An 18,792-nucleotide genomic window follows, 5' to 3' on the forward strand; every position below is an offset into this window, starting at 1 on the left:
AATATCAGCCAACTCGTTGCATCGCACGCTCACGCCGGGCCTGCATCGCCGAACCCGACTCCCGGCGCGCCATCCTACGCAGAACGCCGGGCGCGATCAGGAAACCCGCCGCGGCCCAGAGTGCCAGCACCAGCACGGCCCATTCGGCCCGCCACGCTCCGGTCAGCTCCGCCGCCGCGAAGTCCGGTGGCAGCACGGCGGCCCTGGCGCCGTGTCCCAGCCAGTACGGCGGGAAGGCCTGCGCCACGACCTGCAGCCAGCCGGGCATCGAGGTGATCGGGTAGAAGATCCCGGAGACGGCGGCCAGACCCCCCAGTCCCAGCATCGAGAACCCGGCCGCGGTCTGCGGGCTGTTGGCGAACGAGCCGATGACCGCCCCCCAGGGCAGCGTGGCCAGCAGGCCGAGCATCAGGATCCCGAACAGGCCGAGCCATCCGGCCACGCCCACCGAGTCGAGCGCGGACACCAGGAACAACGACGGCAGCAGGACCACCATCGACCCGCTCAGCGAGCTCAGCGAGATCAGCACCACCTTGCCGATCACGTAGCCGACCATGCCGTGCGGCACCGACTTGGCGCGCAGCAGGGTGCCGTCCTCGCGCTCGACGGACAGGCCGCCGACCATGCCCATCAGCCCGTTGAAGGCGATGCCCAGGGTGACCAGGCTGGGCAGCGTGAGCGCCGCCAGCGAGACCCCGGCGATGGTGGCGTCGCGCTGGAAGTAGATGACCGCCAGGAAGGAGACGGACCAGAAGAGTGTGAAGAAGATCTCCTGGGGCTCGCGGAAGGCGTGCTTGGTCTCCGTCAGCCCGCGGCGCAGGCCCAGCCGTACGGCGTGCCAGATCATCGCCGCGCCTCCTTCAGCACCATCGCCATGTAGGTGTCCTCCAGCGTGGCCCGGCGGATCTCCAGGTCCTGGACGGCGTCGCCGTGCTGGGCGAACAGGCCGCGCACGAACGCGGTCACGTCGTCGGTGGCGTGCACGAAGTGCTCGCCGTCGAGGCTCCACCGCACCTGCGCGTCCCTGGCGACCTTGCGGGCGAGCGCGTCCGGGCTGCCGTCGGCGACGATTCTTCCCTCGTCGAGGATCAGGATGCGGTCGGCCAGCTTCTCGGCCTCGTCGAGGTCGTGCGTGGTCATCAGGATGGTGGTCTCCTCCAGGTCGGACAGCCGGTGGAGCAGATCGTGGAAGTCGCGCCGCGCGTGCGGGTCGAAGCCGGCGGTGGGCTCGTCGAGGAAGAGCACCTCGGGGCGGCCCACGATGCCGATGGCGACGTCGAGGCGCCGGCGTTGCCCGCCGGAGAGCTTCGACAGGCGACGGCCCGCGTGCTCGTCGAGCCCGACGGCGGCGAGCAGTTCGTCGAGTTCGAAGGGCGCGCGGTAGGGCGTGTAGAACTCGCGCAGGTGGGCCAGCAGCTCGCCGACCTTCCATCGGCCGTGGTCACGCCACGACTGCAGCACCACTCCCAGGCGGGCGCGCCAGGCCTCGTCTCCGCGCGCCGGGTCGACGCCGAGCACCGTGGCCTGGCCGCCGGAGCGCATGCGGAAACCTTCGAGGATCTCGATGGTGGTCGTCTTGCCCGCCCCGTTCGGCCCCAGCAGCACGATCACCTCGCCCCGCCGTACCGTGAAATCGACGCCTTTGAGCACTTCGACAGGGCCGTAGCTCATCCGCAGGTCATGGACGCGGATGACGTCCGTTGCCAAATCGTGCACTGCGTCTTCTAACGAAGGCATAGCACTCATGCTTCCTTTGTAGCACACCTACTACGAATCACAAGAGGTGTACGACATAGCTTGCAAGCGGTTAGCAAGTCGGGATAGATACGGTCGGAATCACGGGGATATGCGAAGAGAGGTGCAATGTCACGACCCAGGGAGGCCCTGCTTCAGGCAGGGCAGGGAATAGCGCAAGCCGTGGTCCAGGGCGGGAACGTACGGCAGGCCGTCGGCCAGGCCATGGACCAGGCGGTGGGCCAGGTCATGGGCCCGGGCGGGCAGCCCGGCCAGCAGGGCCAGCCGGCGGCGTTCGCGCTCAACCCGCGCGACTTCGCCGCGGCCCGGGATGGCAGCGTCTCGATCGGCACCGTGATCGAGGCGCGCAGCGTCTCCATCAACGAGGCCGGCGAGGTGCTGGCCCGCAGCTTCACCGACCAGGCCGGCAACCACGTGATCTCGCCCGTGGTGATCCCGAAGGCGGGGACGGCCAAGCTGATCATCCCGATGATCGTCCTGGTGGTCCTGGGGCTGATCGGGCTGCTCGGCGGGTTCATCGAGATCGCCTCGGTGCTGTTCGGCATCCACTACTGGGTCGTGCTGGTGCTCGCGCTGGCCTTCCTGTGGTGGAGGCGCAGCGTCGTCATGGTGCCCGACGGCTCGCACGCGCTGATCACCAAGTTCGGCAAGCTCGTGCAGGTCGCGCCGCCGGGCCGGGTGACGCTGTTCAACCCGTGGAAGCGGGTCAGCTACATCGTCAACACCACGCGGGAGTACCCGTTCAACGCCCCCATCAGGGAGGCTCCGACCCAGCAGGGCGTCAAGGCGAGCGTCGACCTGTTCCTGCAGTTCCGCATCGAGAACCCGGCCGAGTTCATCTTCGTGCTCGGCAGCGTGAGCGGGTTCTCCTCCAAGCTGCAGAACGCCATCAGCGAGGTCACCCGCAGCCTCATCTACGCCCAGCGGGCCGAGGACATCTACGACCTGGTGGGCGAGAGCACCCAGGGCATGCTCGAGTCGCTCAACCAGCAGTTCCTGCCCGCCGTACGGCTCACGGACGTGAACATCACGCACGCCGAGCCGTCCAGCCAGGAGTACCGCATGGACCTGGCGGCCCCCGAGATGGTCAGGGTGGCCAAGGAGGCCTACACCTACGAGTACGAGCTGGTGCTGCGCAAGGAGCAGAACGAGGGCGACCTGATCAAGGAGCTGGCCGGGCTGCAGGAGACCCTCAGCGCCATCCAGGCCGAGATCGCCGCCTACCAGGCCCGCATGGACACGGCCCTGGAGCGCGCGACGCACCAGGCCAAGGCCCAGGCCCAGCAGCGGCTGGTGGAGGCCGAGACCACGGCCAAGGCCAACGCGGCGCTCCTGGAGGCCCAGGCGCTCGACATCCGCGCCCTCAGCGCCGCCGAGGCGCCGCAGATCCTCGACTACCGCTTCCAGCAGGACCTGATGGACAAGCTGGAGGGCGTGGCCGCGCGGCTGCCGCAGGTGGTCCAGGTCGGCGACGACACCGACATCGACTTCCTGGCCCTGGCCAAGCAGCTCGTGGGCAGCAAGGACGCCGCCCTCTTCTCCGACGAGGACATGGCCGCCATCCGAGGCCGGCTCTCCGAAATTGCCCAGCGCATCTCGGAACGCCAGGAGGAGATCTCTTCGTTGCTCAAGACGGAGACACCCGAGGTCAGGGAGCCTGAGATCGACAGCGAGACGACCGTGGAGCGAGCCCTGCCGGGTGGTGAGGTCCGATGAGCCGTGAATTCTCCAAGATCAAGGAGTCTCTGGCCTCCTGGTCCGAGATCCGCCAGCTGCTGCGCGGCGGCGAGCAGGGCCAGCTGGTCCCCGTCGTCATCCCCAAGGACCGGCGCGGCTTCGCGTGGATCTCGCTGATCTTCCTGGCGCTGTACGCGATCGGCACGCTCAACCCGTTCGGCATCGCGATCGGGCTGCTGCTGATGCTCGTCGCCCTGGTCTGGATGTGGCGCAGGGCCATCATCGAGATCGAGGAGGGCACCACCGGCGTGCGCAGCCGGTGGGGCGCGATCACCGGGGTGCTGCCGCCCGGACGGCACTACCTGTGGCTGCCGTGGGACCGGGTGGACGCGGTCGTCGACACCTCGACCGAGATCCCCTACTCCGCGCCGATCGTGGCCTGCCCGACCGCGGAGAACGTCCCGCTGAAGTCGATCGAGTTCTTCCTGAAGTTCAGGATCGTCGACCCGGTCGCGTTCGTCCGCACCATCGGCGCGGGCAACTTCGACCTGGTGCTCTCCAGCGCCGTGCAGGACGCGATCCGCCAGCGCGGCCGCAGGGTCAACACCGAACGCGCCTACGACCTGCGCGGCAGCGACGTGGGCGACATGCAGGACGCGCTCAACCGCCAGCTGGGCCGTTACGGCGTGCGCGTCACGGGAGCCAACATCCCTGACGTGCAGCTGCCCGACCAGTACCAGCAGCACCTGGCCACGCGCGAGAAGGTCGCCAAGGAGCTGTCGGCCTACGAGCGCGAGTGGGAGCTGACCCGCAAGCGTCGCATCGACACCCTGTCGATGGAGATCGAGCGGGCCAAGAAGACCCGTGACGCCCGCATCGTCGAGGTCAAGGCCTCCTTGAACAAGGCGAAGAAGGACGTCGCGCGCATGCTGGAGGAGCACGAGACCGAGGCTCAGCGCGTGCGCTGGGAGATCGAGGCCCGCGGCCGTGCCGAACTGACCGCTGCGGAGAACGAGGCCAAGGCGCTGCGCCGGCTGGCCGACTCCTACCGCGACAACCGCGCGGTCCTGCAGTACGAACTGGCTCGCCGGCGACTCGACGTCGGCGCCAAGCTCGCGGAGAGCGCCCCTCAGCCGCTGGTCGTCCGCACGCGTGGCAACGGAGAGGACTCCGCCCTGTCCACGCTCCTGCTCGCCCAGCTCCTCCCGAGAATCGCCGCAAACGGGAAAGAACCCCACTAGGAGAGAACCCCATGGTGTTTCGCAAGCTGATGGCCGCCTTCGGGGCGGGCGTCGAAGTCGACACGGTCCTGAGCGGCACCAGCGTCCGCCCGGGTGAGCTGCTGCGCGGAGTGGTCAACTTCCGCGGCGGGAGCTCCGACTACAAGGTCGAGGGCATCTTCATCGACCTGACCGCCGTCGTCGAGGTGGAAAGCGGCGACAACGAGTACAAGTCGACCTACAGCTTCCTGCGCCAGCAGGTGGCCGGATCGTTCCAGCTGGCCGCGGGGGCGGCGCACAGCCAGCCGTTCGAGATCCCGATGCCGTGGGAGACCCCGATCAGCGCGATCGGCGGCAACCCGCTGCACGGCATGCGCCTGGGCGTGCAGACCGAGCTGGCCCTGGCGGGCGCGCTCGACAAGGGCGACCTCGACCCGCTGTTCGTCAACCCGCTGCCCGTGCAGGAGTACGTCATCGCGGCGCTCGACCGCATGGGCTTCCACTTCAAGAAGGCCGACCTGGAGCGCGGCACGCTGTACGGCTCGACGATGCCGTTCTTCCAGGAGATCGAGTACTACGCGGGCGGCAACTGGCGGCGCTACTTCAACGAGCTGGAGCTGACCTTCATCGCCGGTCCCGCGCAGATGGACGTCATCCTGGAGGCCGACAAGCGCGGCGGTTTCCTCAGCTCGGGCCACGACGCGTACAACCGCTTCACCGTCCGCTACACCGACCCGCCCGCCACCGCCGACCAGGCCCTGCAGCGGGGCCTGGAGGCCATGGCGCGTCACCGCGGCTGGTTCTAGCCCTCAGGAGTACGGCAGGCGGCCGGGGGGTGGCCGCTCACGCCGGGTGGGGTCGCTCCCGACATGCCGGGCGGCCGCGAGCACCGGCTCGCGCCGCCCGGGATCGCCGGGTCATCCGTCACGCCCGCCCATCGCGCGGACCAGCGCGACCAGCCTTCCCAGCCGCTCGTCCTCGGCGAAGCGCACGGTGTGGCTCTTGCCCTCGTCGTCCTCCACGGTGATCTCCGTCAGCAGCTGGTCGGCGTGGCCCGGCCCGCCCACCGTCGCCGGCAGCTCGGAGAACCCGCGCGCCGCCTCGCGCAGCCTGATGGCGTCGTCGAGGGGCAGGGCGGCCGTGTCGGCCGTGGTGGTGAGCACCAGGCCGCCGAACCCGCCTCCCTGCACCACCGTCACCTTCACGGCAGCAGGCCCACCTGCTGCCAGGCGCTCCGCACGGCCTTCTGCTCGTCGGAGTCCGCCTGGTACAACTCCCCCGCCACCGCCACGGTCGCCTCCACCACGTCGTCGAACTGGGACACCGGCCCCAGCCGTTCCGTCAGTGTGACATACCAGATCCTTCCCGCCCGCTCCCAGGCGTGCCCGCCCAGGGCGGTCGCGGCCAGGTAGAAGGCGTGGTTGGGGATGCCGGAGTTGATGTGCACGCCGCCGTGGTCGTTGCGCGGGTCGCCGTCGTCGGGCAGGTCGAGGTAGTCGCGCATGTGCGCGGGCTGGCGGTCGTGCGGGTGGGCGGTGCCCGGCTGCTTCATCGAACGCAGGGCCTCACCGGCGATCGCCGGCCCGAAGCAGCCCTTGCCGATCAGCCAGTCGGCCTGGTCGGCCGTCTGGCCCAGGGCGTACTGCGTGGCCAGCGCTCCCATGACGTCGGAGAACGACTCGTTGAGCGCGCCGGGCTGCTTGCTGTAGACGAGCCCGGCGGTGAAGTCGGTCACCCCGTGGGTGAGCTCGTGCGCCACCACGTCGAGCAGCTTCGGGAAGCACCCGCGCACGAAGACGTCGCCGTCCCCGTCGCCGTAGATCATCTGGAAGCCGTTCCAGTAGGCGTTGTTGTGGTCGGTCTCGAAGTGCACCGAGGAGACCAGCTCCATGCCCCGGTCGTCCATGCTGTCGCGGTCGAAGATCTCCTTGTAGAAGGCGTAGGTACGGCCGGCGTTGTCGAAGGCGTCGTTGACCGCCTCGTCCGTGGTGGCCGGATCGTGCTCGCCGCGCACCTTGACGCCCGGCAGGCTGCCGAAGGAGCCGTGCTCGGCGTCGTAGACGGTGCGCAGCAGGCCGGGCGCCTCCTCGTCGAGGGTGAGGCGGAGGTTGAGGCTGCGCTGGGCGGCGGCCAGCAGGGTGCGCTGGATGCGGATGACGCTCGCCTGCTCCAGCTGGCGGGCGTCGATGCCGAGGTCGAGCAGCAGGTCCGGCGGGACGATCGAGCAAAGCATGGGTTCCCTCCCTGGTCGGCTGACAGCTGGTGGGATCCACGATCTCCGCTTTTGATGCACCGCGCCGGTGCTTGTCCGAAGCCGGAAAGGTGATTATCCGGTGACCAGGATCACGGCGACCGTGACCGCGACGGCCAGGACGAGCCCCGAGGCCATGAACCGCCCCAGGGGCACGCTCACGCCGTACCGCCGGCAGCTCTCCAGCCACAGCAGCGTCGTCGTCGAGGCCCACGGGGTGATCACGGCTCCGGCGTTGACGGCGGCCAGCAGGACGGCGAGCTGCTCGGGCCGCCCGACCGGGACGGCGAGCTGCACGGCCAGGTAGGCGGGCAGGCCGTTGACGGCGTTGGCGAGCACCAGCCCGGTGGCGGCGGTGCGCGCCCGGTCGTCGCCGACGAGCGCGGCCATGAGGTCGGCCAGGCCGTACGCCGCCAGGGCGGGGACGATCAGGGTCAGTCCGGTGACCAGGCCGAGCAGCCGCCACGGGATCAGCGACCACGACAGCGCCGAGCGGTCGCGCACGAGGAAGACCGCGACGACGATCGCGGCGGCGGCCAGCGCGGCCAGCCAGGCCTCGGTCCCGGCCACGATCGCGGCGGCGAACAGCAGGCAGGCGACGGCGGCGGCGATCAGGGTGACGCGGTCGGCGACCGGCTCGGGCGGCCTCGGCTCGTAGCGGCGCTCGCCGCGCCTGGCCAGGCGCCAGAACATCACCCACAGCAGGACCAGCGTGACGGCCAGGACGGCCGCCTGCGGCGCCAGCATGAGCCGCGCGAACTCGGTAGCCGACAGGTGGATCTTGTCGGTGGCGAGCAGGTTCGTGAGGTTGGAGACCGGCAGCAGCAGGCTGGCCGCGGCCGACAGCCACAGGGTCGTCATGGCCAGGGGCAGCGGCGAGATGCCCGACCTGGCCGCCAGGGCCAGCAGGACGGGGGTGAGCAGGACCGCCGTCGTGTCGAGGTTGAGGAAGATCGTGACGACCGTGGCGAACGCCGCGCTCGCCGCGAACAGCAGCGCGTAGTTGCCGCGGCCCAGGACGGCCAGGCGGGCCGCGACCGCGTCGAAGACCTGCGCCCTGGCGCTGAGCGCGGCCAGCACCATCAGGCCGGTGAGGAATCCCAGCAGCGGGACGACCTCGTCCAGGCTCTCGACCACGTCCTCGACGGGTAACAACCCCACGAGGACGAGCAGCGCGCCCAGCACCGGCAGCCCCACGGCCACCCCGTCGAGAAAGCTCAGCCGCCTGCGCACAGCGGCATGTTCTCACGCCCGCGCGCGTGCGGTCAGCCGGAGTGGGCCGAGCGGCCGGGACAGCCCGCCTCTCACGCCCGCGCGCGTGCGGTCAGCCGCTCCCAGAGCTCGGAGACCTGCCGTTCGAGCTCCTCCAGGGAGCCCTCGTTGGAGATCACCACGTCGGCCACCGCGAGCCGCTCCTCGCGGGTGGCCTGGGCGGCGATGCGCGCCCGCGCCTCCTCGGCGGCCATGCCGCGATGCTCGGCCAGGCGGGCGATGCGGGTCTCCTCCGCGGCGTCGACCACGACGACCACCTCGTACAGCGGCGCCAGCTTGTTCTCCGTCAGCAGGGGCACGTCGTAGACGACGATCGCGTCGCCCGCCGCCTGGCTCTGCAGCAGGCCCACCCGTTCGCCGACGAGCGGGTGGACGATGCCGTTGAGCGTGGCCAGGCGCTCGGGATCGGCGAAGACGATCGAGCCGAGCTTCTCGCGGTTGAGCGAGCCGTCTGGGTGCAGCACCTCGGCGCCGAAGGCCGCCACCACGCGGGCCAGGCCCGGCGTGCCGGGCTCGACCACCTCGCGGGCGATCTTGTCGGCGTCGATGACGACCGCGCCCCGCTCGGCCAGCCGCCTGGCGACCTCGCTCTTACCCGACCCGATTCCTCCGGTGAGGCCTACTTTCAGCACAGAGGCCAGCCTATAGGCGAACCCTCACCGTGCCGGAGCTCGACAGGGCCCAACCCCTGGAAAGCGCTTGCCGAGCGCGTTGAACCTTCTCTACGGCTGCCGCGTATCCCCGCATAACGGACGGGCTCATCTCGGAGGTCGCGTTGGACCTGGCACAGGCACACAGCCGTTCCCACTTCTCGCTGGTGCGCGAGGCACCCGGGCAGCAGGCGCCGGTGGATTTCTGCATCCCGTGCAACCCGTACTTCCCCACCCCGGAGATCTTCGACAGGCTGGGCGGGAACCTCGAGTCGATCCTCAAGTACTACCCGAGCGACTCCGAGACCATCGCCGCCGAACTCAGCACCACCCTCGGGCTCAACCCCCGCACCGTCGTCATGGGCAACGGCTCCACCGAGCTCATCACCTGGATCGACCACCTGCTCGTACGCGAGTCGCTGGCCATCCCCATCCCGACCTTCGGCCGATGGACCGACCAGCCCCTGGAGACCGGCAAGCGCGTCGACATGTACCCCCTGCTGGAGAGCCGCAACTTCAGCCTCGACGTCGACGACTACGTGCGGTTCATCCGCTCACGCGGCTCCCGCGTGGCCGTCATCTGCAACCCCAACAACCCCGACGGCGGCTACCTGCCCAAGCACGAAGTGGTGCGGCTGCTCGACCGGCTCATCGACCTCGACCTGGTCATCGTCGACGAGTCGTTCGGCGACTTCGTCGACGCCGAACCGTACCCGGGACTGGCCGGAGAGGCCGCGGTGCGGCCCAACGTGATCGTCCTGCGCAGCCTCGGCAAGAACTTCGGCCTGCACGGCATCCGCTTCGGCTACCTGATCGCCAACCCCGCCCTGGCCGGGCGCATCCGCGGCGCCCTGCCCAAATGGAACCTCAACTCCTTCGCCGAGGTCGTCGTCTTCATGCTCAAGGAGCACCTCGCGGAGTACCGCGACAGCCTGCGCCGCCTGGCCCAGGACCGGCACATCATGCTCCAGCAGCTCGGAGCCATGCCGGGCCTGACGGTCTTCGGCTCTCAGGGCAACTTCCTGCTGGTCAAGCTGCCCGACGGCCACGACGGGGTACAGCTGCGCGACCACCTGCTCGAACGGCACAGCGTGCACGTGCGCGAATGCGGCAACAAGCTCGGAACCACCAGCCAGTTCCTGCGGCTGGTCGTACGGCCCAGCCCCGACGTGCGGCGGTTGCTGCTCGGCATGACCCACTACCTGTACGCGGGCACACCCCTGGAGACGCCCGTCATCGGCCTGCACCATCGCCGGGTCGCGCTCGCCTCAGGTGGACCAGCGTGAGGTGGTCGTCCATGCGCTCGCGGTGCGTCTCCCGGTAGCCCAGCCTGCGGTAGAGCCGCAGATTGCCCTCCGACAGGTGACCGGTGAACAGGTCGAACGCCTCGGCGTCCGGGCACTGCCCGTGCAGGTGAGCCAGCAACGCCGTCGCGATGCCGCGCCGCTGCGCGTCCGGCGCCACCACCAGCCGCCCGACCAGGCACGTCGAACCCGCCATGCGGGCGCGCACCGCGCCCACGATGCGGGCGCCGTCGCGTGCGGTGAACACGATGCCGGTGTCGATGGACTTGCGGACCTGCTCCACCGACTCGACCAGGGGCGGGATGAAGGGATCTCCGTAGAGCTGGGCCTCGCTGACGTAGGCGGCCCGGGTGAGGGTGAGGATCTCGCCCGCGTCACCGGGGCCGGCGGGCTCGATCCGCGTCGTGTGCTCCACGCGGCCACCCTACTGGTGCGCCACCGGAACACCGCACCCGCTTTCGCGGCGATGCCGCTCCCGCCGCGCCACCGGGCCCTCCAAGCGCGTCACCGCCTGCCTTCCCCGCCGTCGCGTAACGGTGGCCGGGCACGCCCGCTCGTTGTCCGTCTCCCTGGACGGAGCCCGGCCCTGTGCGGCGGCTGGGGGTGACCCATGCGTGCCGTACAAGACCCCACGAGAACGTGCCGGAACGAAGAAACGGCCCCGCACCGAAGTGCGGGGCCGTTCTATGAAGCTACCTCAGAGCCAGCCTCAGCTCTGGCCGCCGGCGAGCTTCTCGCGCAGAGCGGCGAGAGCCTCGTCGGAGGCGAGGGCGCCCTGCGTGGCGGGAGCCTGGGCGGACGGGGCGGTCTCACCGGTGTAGGTGGACGGAACCTCGCCAGCCTCGGCCTCAGCCTTGCGGGCCTCCTCGATCTGCTTCTTGTGAGCCTCGAAGCGGGTCTGGGCCTCGGCGTACTGCCGCTCCCACTCCTCGCGCTGCTTGTCGAAGCCCTCGAGCCACTCACCGGTCTCCGAGTCGAAGCCCTCGGGGTAGATGTAGTTGCCCTGGTCGTCGTAGGTCGCGGCCATGCCGTAGAGCGTCGGGTCGAACTCGACGTCGACACCGGCGTTCTCGTTGGCCTGCTTCAGCGAGAGGCTGATGCGGCGACGGTCGAGGTCGATGTCGATGATCTTCACGAAGATCTCGTCGCCGACCTGGACGACCTGCTCCGGGATCTCCACGTGGCGCTCGGCCAGCTCGGAGATGTGGACCAGGCCCTCGATGCCCTCCTCGACGCGGACGAACGCACCGAACGGCACCAGCTTGGTAACGCGGCCCGGCACGACCTGGCCGATCTGGTGGGTGCGGGCGAACTGCTGCCACGGGTCTTCCTGGGTCGCCTTGAGCGACAGGGAGACGCGCTCGCGCTCCATGTCGACGTCGAGGACCTCGACCGTGACCTCCTGGCCGACCTCGACGACCTCGGAGGGGTGGTCGATGTGCTTCCAGGACAGCTCGGACACGTGGACCAGACCGTCGACGCCACCCAGGTCCACGAAGGCACCGAAGTTGACGATCGAGGACACGACGCCCTTGCGGACCTGGCCCTTCTGGAGGGTGTTGAGGAAGGTCTGGCGGACCTCGGACTGCGTCTGCTCGAGCCAGGCGCGGCGCGACAGAACCACGTTGTTGCGGTTCTTGTCGAGCTCTATGATCTTCGCCTCGAGCTCACGGCCGACATACGGCTGCAGGTCGCGGACCCGGCGCATCTCCACGAGGGAGGCCGGGAGGAAGCCGCGCAGGCCGATGTCGAGGATGAGACCGCCCTTGACGACCTCGATGACCGTGCCGGTGACGATGCCGTCCTCGTCCTTGATCTTCTCGATCGTGCCCCAGGCCCGCTCGTACTGAGCGCGCTTCTTGGACAGGATGAGGCGGCCCTCCTTGTCCTCCTTCTGGAGGACGAGAGCCTCGACGTGCTCGCCGACTTCCACGACGTCAGCCGGGTCGACATCGTGCTTGATGGAAAGCTCACGCGAGGGGATGACACCCTCGGTCTTGTAGCCGATGTCGAGAAGAACCTCGTCTCGATCGACCTTGACGACGGTGCCCTCGACGATGTCGCCGTCGTTGAAGTACTTGATGGTCTCGTCGATCGCGGCGAGGAAGGCTTCCTCGGACCCGATGTCGTTGACCGCAACCTGCGGGGTGGTCGAGGTGGCCTCAGTGCTGGACGTCATGTGTGGAATTGCTCCGAACGCGGACAGAAGTCGATTGGCGGGCGCGTTGCAGGCCTTTGTTCGTTCAAGCCGGTTCGACCAGATCGAGCGCGAGCCCGCTCCGTCTGAGGCGCGCGCGAGCCCACAGCGCAGCGATCAGCATATGAGACCTGGAGCCAGGGGTCAATCCGGGACCGGTTCGGCGGTCGCCTAGTAGGCGATGATCTGACCCCTCCGCTTGGGGTGGATTTTACCTCGCAGCGCCTTGGGAACGGAGACGTGATCAGGGTCTCCGTCGGAGACATACCGCTCACCTGGGTGCTTGTTCAGCCATTCCAGCCAGTACTGCGAGCACCACTTGCGGCATTCGCCCTTCTTGCCGTTGCTCTGGATCCGCTGGATCGCTCCCGGGTCGAAGGACTTCGCGTAGGGCGAAACCGACGGCTCGGCCCCGGCGAGGAACACCCCCGCGATGCCGTACGGCGTGCCGTCCCACGCACCCTTGGCCGCCGCCTTCTTGCTGCGCGGCATGCTCCCGAACGGCAACGCCATCGTCTGGGAGGGCTCCACGCCCAGCTTCTTCAGCAGCCGCTCCAGCCGCACGATCTGCTCGCGCACCTTCTTGGTCTTCAGCGTGCGCAGGTTGTAGTGGCTCCAGGTGTGGTTGGCCACCTCGAACCCGTTCCGCACCAGCCACTGCGCCGCCCTGGCCTGCTCGGCCGGGTCGTCGAGGCCGAAGGGCCGCTTGTTGATCCAGAAGGTCGCCACCGGCTGGAAGTGGGGGTACTTCCTGGCCACGTCCATGAGGATCGCCACCGCGGTGTTGCGCTCAGGGCGGTCGCCGGGGCCGAGGCGGAAGTGCGACTCGTGGCCGTCGTCGAACGTGAGCACCACGGGGTACTTGCCCGCCGGCACCCGGATGTCGCCGGTGGCGAACTGCCTGGCGGTGATCGGCACGTAGCCCTGCCTGGCCAGCTTCTCCAGCTCCTGGCGGAACTGCGACGGTGTGCGGTCGATGGAGGCCAGGCGCTTCTTGATGATCCGGTGGTACATGAGGACCGGGATCAGCCCCGATTCGTTCGCCTTTACCTGCTTGGCGAAGGCCGGCGTCGCGACCACTCCGGGCGGCGGCTGGTAGACGGTGCTCGGCTGCGGCTTCGGCCGATCAGCCGCGGGCCTGGCGGCCGTGACGGGCTCGTCGGAGGGCAGTAACCACAGGGCCGTCAGAGCGAGGACCACGACGACGACGTTGGCTATCGCGATGATTCGGGCGAGTGACGCTGTACTCCGCACGGAACTCCATGGCCGAAGGGGCTGCCAGCAAATCTTCAGCGTAGTGGAACCGGCCGCAAATACGGACATGACGGAGGGGCACCGCGGTCATGACCGCTGGGGCCTTGCCGGGCGGAAACGGCCGGCCCGCGAACGAGGCGACGTGCGCCTTGCCCGCGGGCAGCGAGCGGCCCGCCCGGGGCCCACGACCGAGATCGCGGGCCCGGTAGCGGCGGGCCCTAAAAGCCGCCGGCCCGGAGGCGGCGGGCCCGAAGCCGCGGACCCGGAGGGCCCTAAAGCCGCTGGCCCGGAGGCGGGCGGGTCAGTGGCCCGCGTCCTCCCAGGTGCGGCCGACGCCGACGGAGACCTCCAGCGGCACCTGCAGCGGATACGCACCCGCCATCTGCTCGCGCACCAGGGCCGTCAGTGCCTCCAGCTCCCCCGCCGCCACCTCGAACACGAGCTCGTCGTGCACCTGGAGGATCATCCGCGAGGCCAGCCCCGCCTCCGCCAGCGCCTGGCGCACGTTGAGCATGGCGACCTTGATGATGTCGGCCGCCGATCCCTGGATGGGCGCGTTGAGCGCCATGCGCTCGGCCATCTCGCGCCGCTGCCGGTTGTCGCTGGTGAGGTCGGGCAGGTAGCGGCGGCGTCCCATGATGGTCTCGGTGTAGCCGTCGGTGCGCGCCTGCTGGACGATCGCCTGGAGGAAGTCGCGCACCCCGCCGAACTCCTCGAAGTATTCGTCCTTCAGCGCCCTCGCCTCGGCGACCGGGATGTTGAGCTGCCCGGCCAGCCCGAAGTCGGACAGGCCGTAGGCGAGGCCGTAGTTCATCGCCTTGATCTTGGCCCGGAGCTCGCCGTCGACCTGCTCCGGCGGGATGTCGAAGACCCGCGAGGCGGTCGCCTGGTGGAAGTCGTGGCCGGAGGCGAAGGCCTCGATGAGCGACTGGTCGCCCGACAGGTGGGCCATGATGCGCAGCTCGATCTGGCTGTAGTCGGCCGTGAGCAGCGTGTCGAAGCCGGATCCGACGGTGAAGCCCTGCCGGATGCGGCGGCCTTCGGCGGTGCGGATGGGGATGTTCTGGAGGTTGGGCTTCTCCGACGACAGCCGTCCGGTGGCCGCCACGATCTGGTTGAAGGTGGTGTGGATGCGCCCGTCGTCGGAGATCTCGGCCAGCAGCCCGGTGACGGTGGTCATGAGCTTCTGCTGGTCGCGGTGGCGCAGCATGATGACGGGCAGCTCGTGGTCGGTCTGGGTGGCCAGCCAGGCCAGCTGCTCGGCGTCGGTGGAGTAGCCGGTCTTGGTCTTCTTCGTCTTGGGCAGCCCCAGCTTGGTGAAGAAGATCTCCTGCAGCTGCTTGGGCGAGCCGAGGTTGAACTGCTCGCCCACGACGCGGTGGGCCTCCTCGACGGCCTGTTTGACCCCGGCGGCGAACTGGGCCTCCATGCCGGAGAGGTATTCGCGGTCGACGGCGATGCCGGCCCGCTCCATCTCGGCCAGCACGCCCAGCAGCGGCAGCTCGACGACGCCGAGCAGGTTGGTGCCGCCGCGCTCGCCGAGGAAGTCTTCGAGGGCGTCGGCGAGCTCGCGCACGGCGGCGGCTCGTAGGGCCAGGTCCTTGGCGGGGGCGTCCTCGTCGTCGCCGAACAGCGCGGCCTGGCCGCTGGACTCGGTCTCGGCGCGCAGGTCGCGGTTGACGTAGCGGCGGGCCAGGTCTTCGAGGTCGAAGGTGCGCTGGCCGGGCATGGCGAGGTAGGCGGCGAGCGCGGTGTCGCACGACAGGCCGCCGAGCTCCATGCCCATGGTCCACAGCGCCAGCATCGGCCCCTTGGCGTCGTGGACGGCCTTGGGGGCGTCGGAGGCCAGCCAGGCGGCCAGGGCCGTGAAGTCGTCCTCGGTGAGTTTGACGGGGTCGATGTGGGCGGCGGTGCCGTCGGGCGAGGCCACGGCGATGCCGTCGATGCGGCCCGTGCCGCTGCCGTACGCGCCCTTGAACGCCAGCCCGGCGCGGCCCTCTGGCAGCGCCGACAGCCAGCCGGCGACGCGGCCGGGGCCGAGGATCACGGTCTCGACCTCGAAGCCCTGCTCGGGGTCCGCCTCGCCGGTGCCGAGCACCTTGAACACGCGCTCGCGCAGCTCGCCGCGGATCTGGAGCGAGTCGAAGAGCTTGTTGATCTCCTCGCGCTGCCACTGGCCCTGCCTGAGCTCGTCGATCGGGACGTCCATCGGCACGTCGCGCAGCAGCTCGGTGAGGCGGCGGTTCATCAGCACCTGGTCGAGGTGGTCGCGCAGCTTCTCGCCGACCTTGCCCTTGACCTCGTCGACGCGGTCGACGAGGGCGGTGAGCGAGCCGAAGTCGCGCACCCACTTGGCCGCGGTCTTCTCGCCCACGCCGGGGATGGACAGCAGGTTGTCGCTGGGGTCGCCGCGCAGCGCCGCGAAGTCGGGATACTGCTGCGGCGTCAGCTCGTACTTCTCGAAGACCGCCTCGGGCGTGAAGCGGGTCATGTCGCTGATGCCGCGGCGGGTCATGAGCACGGTGATGCGCTCGTTGACCAGCTGCAGGGCGTCGCGGTCGCCGGTGACGATCAGCACGTCCATGTCGGCGGAGGCGGCCTGGGTGGCCAGCGTGGCGATGAGGTCGTCGGCCTCGAAGCCTGGCTTCGACAGGTAGGGCACGTGCAGGATGTCGAGCAGCTCGAAGATGAGCCGCATCTGGTCGCGGAACTCGTCGGGCGTGGCCGACCTGTTGGCCTTGTAATCGCCGTAGGTCTCGTGCCTGAACGTCGGTTCCGACCGGTCGAAGCAGACCGCGATGTGCGTGGGCTGCTCATCCCTGATCATGTTGGTCAGCATCGACGTGAACCCGTAGACGGCCGCCGTGGGCTGACCGTCGGTGGTCATCAGGTTCGCGTCCTTGAGGGCGTAGAACGCCCTGTACGCCAGGGAATGCCCGTCCAGCAGCAGGAGACGGGGCCTCACGGGGGTCGCTTCACTCTTCGGCACACACGCAGCCTAGTCTCCAAGTGCGACAGAAAACCTGAGGAGACGACACCTTGACCTTGACAGACACCGACTTCATCAACTCCCTGAACCAGGGCACCCTGGGCGAGCGCATGGGCATCGAGTTCCTCGAGGCCGGCGCCGAGCGCGTCGTGGCCCGCATGCCGGTCGAGGGCAACACCCAGCCGTACGGCCTGCTGCACGGAGGGGCCTCGGTCGTGCTGGCCGAGTCGGTCGGCTCCATCGCCGCCGCCATCCACGCCGGTCCCGAGCGCATCGCGGTCGGCATCGAGATCAACGCCACACACCACCGCTCGGCCACCGAGGGCTTCGTGACCGGTACGGCGACCGCCCTGCACGCCGGGCGCACCCTGGCGACGTACGAGGTGGAGATCGTCGACGAGCGGGGCCGTCGGGTGTGCACCTCGCGCATCACCTGCATGCTGCGCGACCGCCCGTAACGGGGGACACACCCCGCGACCAGTGAACCTTCTGTGAGTTTCGGTCTCCCTTTGCGCACGGCTCCCAGGGTCGCTACCGTTGTCCCAGCAGAGCCCGCGGGGAGGCCGAGTAGATAACGTGTGGGGCCGGGGAAGCCCTTCATGGTCCCAAAGGTCCTCCCCCGGGTTCGATCTTCCCCACCGTCCGTGACGGCTTCCGGACGCCCCCAATCCTTGGGCGGATCACGCCCGTAAGGAATTCGTAGGACATTTCCCCGATAGTCCCAATTTTGCCCCAACCAGGTCACTGACCTCGGTGGATTCCTTACATCAGTCCCATCACTAATTGGTGACGAACGGTTTGGAACCGGGCGTACCCGGAATAGGCTCCCGCAACAGCATCCCAGTCGTGCCTGCGATGCCTGCGTGTCGAGAGGGGGGGTCCTGACCGGACCTCCTCGGACTTCAAGGGAGCAAGATTTGCGCAGAGCCGTGATCGCGTTCACGGCCTTCCTGGGTGGGCTCATTCTCCTGTTCGGCGGACCGGCGAGCGCCGATCCCGCCAAAGAGGCGCTGAAGGGCACTCTCACACACCAAGGCCAACCAGTGAATGGCGCGAAAATCGTCGTGACCACGGACGACGGTCAACCCGTCGAAGAGGTCACCACCAGCGCCCAGGGCACGTGGGAAGTGACCGTCCCGAAGGCCGGGAAGTACAAGGTCACTCTGGACGCCAGTACGTTGCCCCCCAACCTCCAGCCGCGTGGAGGACAGAACGTCCGCACGCCCACGGTCTTCGCGGGCAACGTGAGTACGGTGCTCTTCCCCTTGGAGGCCAAGGCGGCGCCGGGTGAGGCCCCGGCGGCCGACCCCAGCGAGGGCGCGCTCTTCCGTCAGGCGGCGCAGCTCGCCTTCGAAGGCCTGAACCTGGGCCTGATCATCGCCCTGGCCGCGCTCGGCCTGTCGCTGATCTACGGAACGACCGGGCTGACCAACTTCGCCCATGGCGAGCTGGTGACGCTGGGCGCCGTGGTGGCGTTCATGTTCAACACCGGCATCTTCGGCTGGTCGGGCATGCCGCTGGAACTGGCGGCCCTGCTGTCGCTGATCGTCTGCGGAGCCTTCGGATATTTCCAGGACCGCTTCTTCTGGGGCCGGCTGCGCAAGCGCGGCACCGGCGTGATCGCGATGATGATCATCTCGATCGGTGTGGCGATCCTGCTGCGCAACCTGATCCAGTTCTTCTTCGGCGCCCAGAACGAGTCGTTCTCCGACTACACCGCCCAGGCCGGCATGGAGCTCGGCCCGATCACCGTGGCTCCCAAGAACCTGTGGGCCATGGGCATCGAGCTGCTCGTCCTGGTCGTCGTCGGCATCGCGCTGCTCAAGACCCGGCTCGGCAAGGCCGCCCGCGCGGTCTCCGACAACCCGGCGCTGGCCGCCTCCTCGGGCATCGACGTCGACCGGGTGATCCGGATCATCTGGACCCTCGGCGCCGCCATCGCCGCGCTGGCCGGCATCATGCTGGGGCTGTCGCAGTCGCTGAAGTTCACCATGGGCCAGGACATCCTGCTCCTGATCTTCGCCGGCGTCACCCTCGGCGGCCTCGGCACCGCGTTCGGCGCGCTCGTCGGCTCCATCGTCGTGGGCGTGTTCATCCAGCTCTCGACGCTCTGGGTGCCACCGGAGCTGAAGTCGGTCGGCGCGCTGGCCATTCTGATCATCGTGCTCCTCGTCCGGCCGCAGGGCATCCTGGGCCGCCGCGAGCGGATCGGCTGACGGGGGG

General features: G+C 69.2%; 16 protein-coding genes. 6 read left to right on the top strand and 10 right to left on the bottom strand.

What is annotated here, in order from left to right:
- Window positions 1–4: 4 nt before the first annotated feature.
- Both ACIBH1_RS40920 and ACIBH1_RS40925 read right to left on the bottom strand, forming a co-directional pair.
- Complete coding sequence (locus ACIBH1_RS40920) at window positions 5–847, bottom strand: ABC transporter permease (RefSeq protein ID WP_397319456.1); 843 nt, start codon at window positions 845–847, stop codon at window positions 5–7.
- Window positions 844–1,671: an ABC transporter ATP-binding protein gene (locus tag ACIBH1_RS40925; protein WP_397319591.1), complete on the bottom strand. Its 828-nt coding sequence runs from the start codon at window positions 1,669–1,671 to the stop codon at window positions 844–846. Before ACIBH1_RS40925 ends, ACIBH1_RS40920 begins: the two co-directional genes overlap by 4 nt.
- 192 nt (window positions 1,672–1,863) lie before the next feature.
- Between ACIBH1_RS40925 and ACIBH1_RS40930 the strand changes: the two genes are divergently transcribed.
- Genes ACIBH1_RS40930 through ACIBH1_RS40940 form a run of 3 tightly spaced genes read left to right on the top strand, consistent with a single transcriptional unit; the run spans window position 1,864 to window position 5,458 of the window.
- Window positions 1,864–3,471 (top strand): SPFH domain-containing protein, encoded by a 1,608-nt coding sequence (locus ACIBH1_RS40930; RefSeq protein ID WP_397319457.1) that lies wholly within the window; start codon window positions 1,864–1,866, stop codon window positions 3,469–3,471.
- Window positions 3,468–4,673, top strand: coding sequence for an SPFH domain-containing protein (locus ACIBH1_RS40935; RefSeq protein WP_397319458.1), 1,206 nt, complete (start codon window positions 3,468–3,470; stop codon window positions 4,671–4,673). The genes ACIBH1_RS40930 and ACIBH1_RS40935 overlap by 4 nt, the downstream gene beginning before the upstream one ends.
- An 11-nt stretch (window positions 4,674–4,684) precedes the next feature.
- Entirely contained in the window at window positions 4,685–5,458 is a 774-nt protein-coding gene (locus ACIBH1_RS40940) for a sporulation protein (protein ID WP_397319459.1), read from the top strand.
- Window positions 5,459–5,569: 111 nt separating this feature from the next.
- Here the strand turns inward: ACIBH1_RS40940 and ACIBH1_RS40945 are convergent, their stop codons facing one another.
- From ACIBH1_RS40945 to coaE, 4 genes are all read right to left on the bottom strand, one after another.
- Window positions 5,570–5,857 (bottom strand): protealysin inhibitor emfourin, encoded by a 288-nt coding sequence (locus ACIBH1_RS40945; protein ID WP_397319460.1) that lies wholly within the window; start codon window positions 5,855–5,857, stop codon window positions 5,570–5,572.
- On the bottom strand, window positions 5,854–6,885 hold the full coding sequence (locus ACIBH1_RS40950) for a M4 family metallopeptidase (protein WP_397319461.1): 1,032 nt from the start codon (window positions 6,883–6,885) through the stop codon (window positions 5,854–5,856). Before ACIBH1_RS40950 ends, ACIBH1_RS40945 begins: the two co-directional genes overlap by 4 nt.
- Before the next feature lie 93 nt (window positions 6,886–6,978).
- Window positions 6,979–8,136 carry an SLC13 family permease gene (locus ACIBH1_RS40955; RefSeq protein ID WP_397319462.1) on the bottom strand — a complete coding sequence of 386 codons (1,158 nt, stop codon included), beginning with the start codon at window positions 8,134–8,136 and terminating at the stop codon, window positions 6,979–6,981.
- A 71-nt stretch (window positions 8,137–8,207) separates the two neighbouring features.
- Window positions 8,208–8,807 (bottom strand): dephospho-CoA kinase, encoded by a 600-nt coding sequence (gene coaE / locus ACIBH1_RS40960; protein WP_397319463.1) that lies wholly within the window; start codon window positions 8,805–8,807, stop codon window positions 8,208–8,210.
- A 143-nt stretch (window positions 8,808–8,950) separates the two neighbouring features.
- Here coaE and ACIBH1_RS40965 point away from each other — a divergent pair, with 143 nt between their 5' ends.
- Window positions 8,951–10,111, top strand: coding sequence for a pyridoxal phosphate-dependent aminotransferase (locus ACIBH1_RS40965; protein WP_397319464.1), 1,161 nt, complete (start codon window positions 8,951–8,953; stop codon window positions 10,109–10,111).
- Here ACIBH1_RS40965 and ACIBH1_RS40970 read toward each other — a convergent pair.
- From ACIBH1_RS40970 to polA, 4 genes are all read right to left on the bottom strand, one after another.
- Window positions 10,059–10,544, bottom strand: a complete 486-nt coding sequence (locus ACIBH1_RS40970; RefSeq protein WP_397319465.1) for a GNAT family N-acetyltransferase — start codon at window positions 10,542–10,544, stop codon at window positions 10,059–10,061. The genes ACIBH1_RS40965 and ACIBH1_RS40970 overlap by 53 nt on opposite strands.
- Before the next feature lie 294 nt (window positions 10,545–10,838).
- Window positions 10,839–12,308, bottom strand: coding sequence for a 30S ribosomal protein S1 (gene rpsA, locus ACIBH1_RS40975; RefSeq protein WP_181608565.1), 1,470 nt, complete (start codon window positions 12,306–12,308; stop codon window positions 10,839–10,841).
- A 189-nt stretch (window positions 12,309–12,497) separates the two neighbouring features.
- On the bottom strand, window positions 12,498–13,526 hold the full coding sequence (locus tag ACIBH1_RS40980; protein WP_397319466.1) for a polysaccharide deacetylase family protein: 1,029 nt from the start codon (window positions 13,524–13,526) through the stop codon (window positions 12,498–12,500).
- 355 nt (window positions 13,527–13,881) lie between these two features.
- Window positions 13,882–16,569, bottom strand: a complete 2,688-nt coding sequence (gene polA / locus ACIBH1_RS40985) for a DNA polymerase I (protein ID WP_397319467.1) — start codon at window positions 16,567–16,569, stop codon at window positions 13,882–13,884.
- 110 nt (window positions 16,570–16,679) lie between these two features.
- Here polA and ACIBH1_RS40990 point away from each other — a divergent pair, with 110 nt between their 5' ends.
- Both ACIBH1_RS40990 and ACIBH1_RS40995 read left to right on the top strand, forming a co-directional pair.
- Complete coding sequence (locus tag ACIBH1_RS40990) at window positions 16,680–17,027, top strand: PaaI family thioesterase (RefSeq protein WP_397319593.1); 348 nt, start codon at window positions 16,680–16,682, stop codon at window positions 17,025–17,027.
- A gap of 606 nt (window positions 17,028–17,633) precedes the next feature.
- Entirely contained in the window at window positions 17,634–18,785 is a 1,152-nt protein-coding gene (locus tag ACIBH1_RS40995) for a branched-chain amino acid ABC transporter permease (RefSeq protein WP_397319468.1), read from the top strand.
- Window positions 18,786–18,792 lie beyond the last annotated feature (7 nt).

The sequence above is a fragment of the Nonomuraea sp. NPDC050663 genome (assembly GCF_044456985.1).
Taxonomy (GTDB): domain Bacteria; phylum Actinomycetota; class Actinomycetes; order Streptosporangiales; family Streptosporangiaceae; genus Nonomuraea.